We start from the raw sequence: 5156 nt of genomic DNA, 5'->3' as shown, positions 1-5156 counted from the left end.
GTTCTGGGCCTCGGCGTCCAGCTGGACCTCGCCCCAGTCGCTGTCGAGGACGTACTGGCGCGCCTCGATCAGGCGTCGTGCGTGCTCGACCGCGGCGGGGTTCACGGCGTACGACGCCACGGCTCCCCCGTCCTCCGGCTCACCGGTGGATGTGGTCGCGCCAGTCGTCCGGCACCCGTCCGGCCGGGCCGGGAGTCGGCTGGTCCTCGGGGTGCGAGGTGGGCGGTGCCAGCGTCGGCCCGTCGAGGCCCTGCTCCCGCATGAAGTCCCAGAACCAGTCCTCCCCCGGCTCGTAGCTCTGGATCACCGGATGACCCGTCGCGCCGTGGTGGGCCGTCGCGTGCTGGGACGGGGAGGAGTCGCAGCAGCCGACGTGGCCGCACTGCGCGCACCGGCGCAGGTGCACCCACCACCCTCCCGCCGCCTCGCACTCCACGCACCCCGGACCGCTCGGCGGGACGGTCGGGTCGATGCCGTTGTCGCTCATGCCGCGACGCTACCCACGCCGGGTCGGGAGCGCGAGGGTGGAACTCCACGCACCTGCGCGGAAGTTCGGTTCCGGGACGCGGGGAGATTCACGCCTGAACGGCTGAACCTCCACGCACCTGCGCGGGAGTTCAGGTGGCGACCAGGTCGGCCCTTCGGCTCTCCACCCGGCGGCCGGCCTCACCCTGTACGGGTGACGCCGAGCGCCCGAGCGCAGCGCCACACTCCACACACTGGTCGACAAGGACCCGGATCAACGAGAAGAGGCTTGCCATGGACGCCATGACCAACGACTTCGGAGAAGTGCTCCTGTGGTCCTTCTGGTTCTTCATCTGGATCGCAGCACTCATGGCCTGGTTCCGGTGCCTGTTCGACCTGTTCGGTGACCACACCCTCAGCGGTTGGGGCAAGGCTGGATGGGCCGCCCTCCTCATCTTCGTGCCCTGGTTGGGTGCCCTGATCTATCTCATCGCACGTGGTCGAAGCATGACCGAACGACAGATGGCCAAGGTCACGGAGCTTCAGGCCGCCCAGGCCGACTACATCAAGCACGTCGCCGGCGCCCCGACCTCGTCAGCCGACCAGATCGTCAGCGCCAAGGCGCTCCTCGACTCCGGCGCCATCGACCAGAGCGAGTTCGACGCGTTGAAGGCCAAGGCGCTCGCCTGAGGCCCCGTCCGCACGCAGGCCACGCGTCACCCTCGACGCCGTCGCCCCGAGCCCGCGCGGCGGGCGGACCCACCCGCACCGGATGAGGACAAGAACGGTTCCATCGTTCGAGAGTAGGAACCCCGATCAGCGAGGAGAACCAACATGTCAGACGAGAACACCACACCCGAGCAGGACGTCAGGGCGGCCGCCGTCTCCGACGGCGCGTACACCCTCCTGGTCGCGGACTTCAGCGACACCAGCACGGCCTGGGAGGCCTATGAGGCCCTCAAGTCCGTCGAGGACGGCCGCACGGTCGATATCGAGGGCGTCATCGTGGTCACCCGCTCCGCGGAGGGCAAGCTGGAGATCCAGAAGGCGACCGACCACAGCACGAAGTCCGGACTCAAGTGGGGCGTCGTGGGCGGCATCGCCCTCGGCGTGATCTTTCCACCGTCGATCCTCGGCAGCGCCGCCGTGGTCGGCAGCGCCGGCGCTCTCGCCGGCAAGCTGCGGCAGCGCCACCACCACGGCGAGCTCGAGCAGGAGCTCGAGAACGCGATCCCGCCCGGGCACTCCGGCCTGCTCGCCCTCGTCTCCGACCCCCGTGCCGTCAAGATCCGGCAGGCGCTCGAGCGGGCCGACGCCGTCGTCGAGGCCGCCATCAACAAGGTCGAGGCCGACGACATCAAGGCAGCAGCGAAGGAGGCCGAGAAGGCCGACGACTGACGGGCGACCCACCACCCGGCGACATCCCGAGGGCGCCGTACACCGCGAGGAGCCGTGACCCATGCCCGAGTGCGGCGATCACCCACCGGGCGCCAGGGGCCGCTGGATCCTGCACGCGCACCACGCTAGGAGCCGCGCGTAGTGTGGCGTCACGGAGCCATCCAGGCTTCCGACCAAGGGACCCCGATGAGCGACAAGTCGCCACGGCAAGGCATGTCCAAGAAGTCCAGCAAGTCCATCAAGGAGAAGCGGGCCGACAAGCACGCCAAGGCGGCCGGGAAGGGCGACATCCCCGACCCCATCGTGTCGAAGAAGAGGTGAGTCGCCTCAGCCTTGGCATCATCGGGACCTCTGCCAAGGAGAACGAGCACCGACTTCCGATCCACCCGGAGCACGTGTCCCGGCTCGCTCCCGACGTCGCGGCGCGGACCACCCTCGAGCACGGCTACGGCGCGCACTTCGGCGTCAGCGACGACGAGCTGGCGCCGCACGTGACGGGCTTCGCCTCGCGCCAGGAGATCCTGGCGGGCTCGGACGTCGTGGTGCTGCCCAAGCCCCAGCACGCCGACGTCGCGGCCATGCACGCCGGCCAGGTGCTGTGGGGCTGGCCGCACTGCGTCCAGGACACGGAGATGACCCAGCTGGCCATCGACCGTGAGCTCACCCTCATCGCGTTCGAGGCGATGAACCACTGGACCGCGGACGGCCACGTCGGGCTCCACGTCTTCCACAAGAACAACGAGCTCGCGGGCTACTGCTCGGTGCTGCAGGCGATGGAGCTCATCGGCGTCACGGGCGACTACGGACGCCGGCTGAGCGCGGTCGTGATCGGCTTCGGCGCCACCGCCCGCGGCGCGGTGACGGCGCTCAAGGCGCACGGGGCCGGTGACGTCACCGTCCTGACCACGCGCGGGATCGCGGCCGTGGGTTCCCCGATCCACTCGGTGCAGATCCGCCAGTTCGACCACGACCCGCACGAGCCCGGCGTGAGCCACGTGATCACCGACCGCGGTCGCGAGCCGCTGGCGGCATACCTCTCGAAGTACGACATCGTGGTCAACTGCACCTTCCAGGACACCTCGGCACCACTGACCTATCTGCAGACCGAGGACCTCGACTGCTTCCGACCGGGCAGTCTGATCGTCGACGTGTCGTGCGACGAGGGCATGGGCTTCTCGTGGGCAGTGCCCACGACCTTCGACGACCCGATGTTCACCGTCGGCGGTCGCGTCCACTACTACGCGGTGGACCACAGCCCGTCCTACCTCTGGAACTCGGCCACCTGGGAGAACAGCGAGGCGCTGCTGCCGTTCGTCGACACGGTGCTCGCCGGCCCCGAGGCCTGGGACGCGAACCAGACCGTCAAGCGGGCCATCGAGATCCGTGACGGCCGGATCTGCAACCCGGCGATCCTGGAGTTCCAGGGCCGATCGGCAGCCCACCCCTACCGGGCCGCCTGAGCATCGCCCACACACGTCCCCGCGTGCGACCGCGGGCGAGGTGCTCTCGCGGCGCAGGTTCGACGTGTGCTCGAGATGCGAAGTACGCGACGGGCGGACGTGGGAGGACGCCGTCCCTATCGAGACTCGCTGTGACCCAGGTCAGAGCCGGTTCTTTCCAGTAGCGCCACGCATTCGACGTGGTGCGTCATCGGGAAGAGGTCGAAGGCACGCAGCCGCTCGAGGCGGTAGCCGTGCTCGGCGAAGATCGCGAGGTCGCGGGCCAGGGCGGCGGGGTCGCAGGCGACGTACGCCACGGCCCGCGGCGCCCGGTCGACGACCTGCTCGACGACGGCGCGCTTGGCCCCCTCGCGCGGCGGGTCCAGGACGACGAGGTCGAAGGGCTCGTCGTACGACGACGCCAGCACCCGGTCGACGGGACCGCACTCCACGACGGCCCCTTCGTGGCCGGCCAGGTTGGCGCGGGCGTGCCCGCAGGCTGCGCGGTCGGCCTCCACGGCGACGAGCCGACCCCCGGTGAGGTCGCCGACGAAGCGAGCGAAGAGCCCCACACCGGCGTACAGGTCGAGCACCCGCTCCCCCGGCTGCGGGTCGAGGACGTCGATGACCGTGGACACCAGGACCGACGGGGCGCCGGGGTGCACCTGCCAGAAGCCGTCGGGGTCGACGGTGAAGTCGCGACCCTCGACGGTCTCGACGATCGGTGGCCCCGGCTCGGGCGTGCGGGCGTCGGGGTGGGCGATGAGGCAGTCGTCGACCGGTACGACGCGTCGCGAGCGGTGGGCGCGCAGGCCGCGGCGCCCGTCCTCGGTGCGGGCCCACTGCATCCGGGTCCGCCAGCGCAGGCCGTGGTCGTCGCCGGGCACCGGCTCGACTTCCAGGCCGGCGACCAGCGGGTGGTCGGCGGGCAGCCGGCCGAGGCGGACCAGCTGCTCGCGCACGACGGCGGCCTTGAGGTCGCGCTGCGCGGGCAGGGCGACGTGCTGGAAGTCGCAGCCGCCGCACAGTCCGGGGCCCGCGACGGGGCACGGGGCCTCGACCCGGTCCGGGGAGGGTGCCAGCACCTCGACGGCGTCGCCGCGCCAGAACCGGTCGCCCTCGCTGCCCTCGGTGATCTCGACGACCACCCGCTCCCCCGGCACCGTGTGGCGGGTGAAGACGACACGCGACTCAGGCTCGGGGAGCCGGACGATGCAGTGGCCGCCGTGCGCGACGGGGCCGACCTCGGCCTCGAACCGCTCGCCGACGCGGGAGGGGCCGCGGGACTTCCGCGCACGCGGGTGCCGGCTCATCGGCCGTCCCTGCGGTCGGTGACCCGGCCCCTGCGCAGGTCGCCGGCGTGCACGCGACCCTCCAGCGCCTCCTCGCGCTCGAGGGCGATGCGCGACGACCGGAGCTGGTAGGGCACCGAGGTGACCATGACGCCGGGGGCGAAGAGCAGCCGCCCCTTGAGGCGCAGGGCCGTCTGGTTGTGCAGCAGCTGCTCCCACCAGCGGCCCACGACGTACTCGGGGATGTAGACGGCGACCACGCCGCGCGGGTTGGCCTTCCGGATCTCCTGGGCGTACTGCACGATCGGCCGCGTCACCTCGCGGTACGGCGAGTGCAGCACCTTCAGCGGGACGTCGATCTGGCGCTGGTCCCACTCCTCCATCAGTCGCGCGGTGGCCGCGTCGTCGGTCGAGACGTAGATCGCCTCGAGGGCGTTGGGGCGGGTGGCCTTCGCGAACGCCAGCGCGCGCAGCGTGGGCTTGTGCAGCTTGGAGGCGAGCACGATGGCGTGCACGCGGGTCGGCATCACCTTGTCCTGCTCGTCGGCAGCCAGCTCGAGCT

The 5156-nt window shown here is 71.1% G+C and carries 6 protein-coding genes and 1 pseudogene; 4 read left to right on the top strand and 3 right to left on the bottom strand.

Annotated elements, in window-relative coordinates:
- Positions 1-139: 139 nt before the first annotated feature.
- Complete coding sequence (locus ACXJKL_RS14005) at positions 140-487, bottom strand: UBP-type zinc finger domain-containing protein (RefSeq protein ID WP_457207655.1); 348 nt, start codon at positions 485-487, stop codon at positions 140-142.
- 281 nt (positions 488-768) lie between these two features.
- Here ACXJKL_RS14005 and ACXJKL_RS14000 point away from each other — a divergent pair, with 281 nt between their 5' ends.
- From ACXJKL_RS14000 to ACXJKL_RS13985, 4 genes are all read left to right on the top strand, one after another.
- Entirely contained in the window at positions 769-1155 is a 387-nt protein-coding gene (locus ACXJKL_RS14000) for an SHOCT domain-containing protein (RefSeq protein ID WP_457207654.1), read from the top strand.
- Positions 1156-1299: 144 nt separating this feature from the next.
- The gene (locus tag ACXJKL_RS13995; protein ID WP_457207653.1) at positions 1300-1863 is read left to right on the top strand and encodes a DUF1269 domain-containing protein; all 564 of its coding nucleotides are present in this window, start codon (positions 1300-1302) and stop codon (positions 1861-1863) included.
- 186 nt (positions 1864-2049) lie between these two features.
- Positions 2050-2184 carry a hypothetical protein gene (locus ACXJKL_RS13990; protein ID WP_457207652.1) on the top strand — a complete coding sequence of 45 codons (135 nt, stop codon included), beginning with the start codon at positions 2050-2052 and terminating at the stop codon, positions 2182-2184.
- Positions 2181-3323 (top strand): N(5)-(carboxyethyl)ornithine synthase, encoded by a 1143-nt coding sequence (locus ACXJKL_RS13985; protein ID WP_457207651.1) that lies wholly within the window; start codon positions 2181-2183, stop codon positions 3321-3323. The genes ACXJKL_RS13990 and ACXJKL_RS13985 overlap by 4 nt, the downstream gene beginning before the upstream one ends.
- 116 nt (positions 3324-3439) lie before the next feature.
- On the opposite strand, the gene ACXJKL_RS13980 is transcribed toward ACXJKL_RS13985, so the two are convergent.
- Both ACXJKL_RS13980 and ACXJKL_RS13975 read right to left on the bottom strand, forming a co-directional pair.
- Positions 3440-4615, bottom strand: a complete 1176-nt coding sequence (locus tag ACXJKL_RS13980; protein WP_457207650.1) for a class I SAM-dependent RNA methyltransferase — start codon at positions 4613-4615, stop codon at positions 3440-3442.
- Positions 4612-5156 (bottom strand): annotated as a pseudogene (locus ACXJKL_RS13975) (DNA-binding protein); the annotation flags it as partial. The pseudogene ACXJKL_RS13975 and the gene ACXJKL_RS13980, both read right to left, overlap by 4 nt.

The sequence above is a fragment of the Nocardioides sp. P5_C9_2 genome (assembly GCF_054049555.1).
This window is presented reverse-complemented; position numbering and strand designations above follow the sequence as displayed.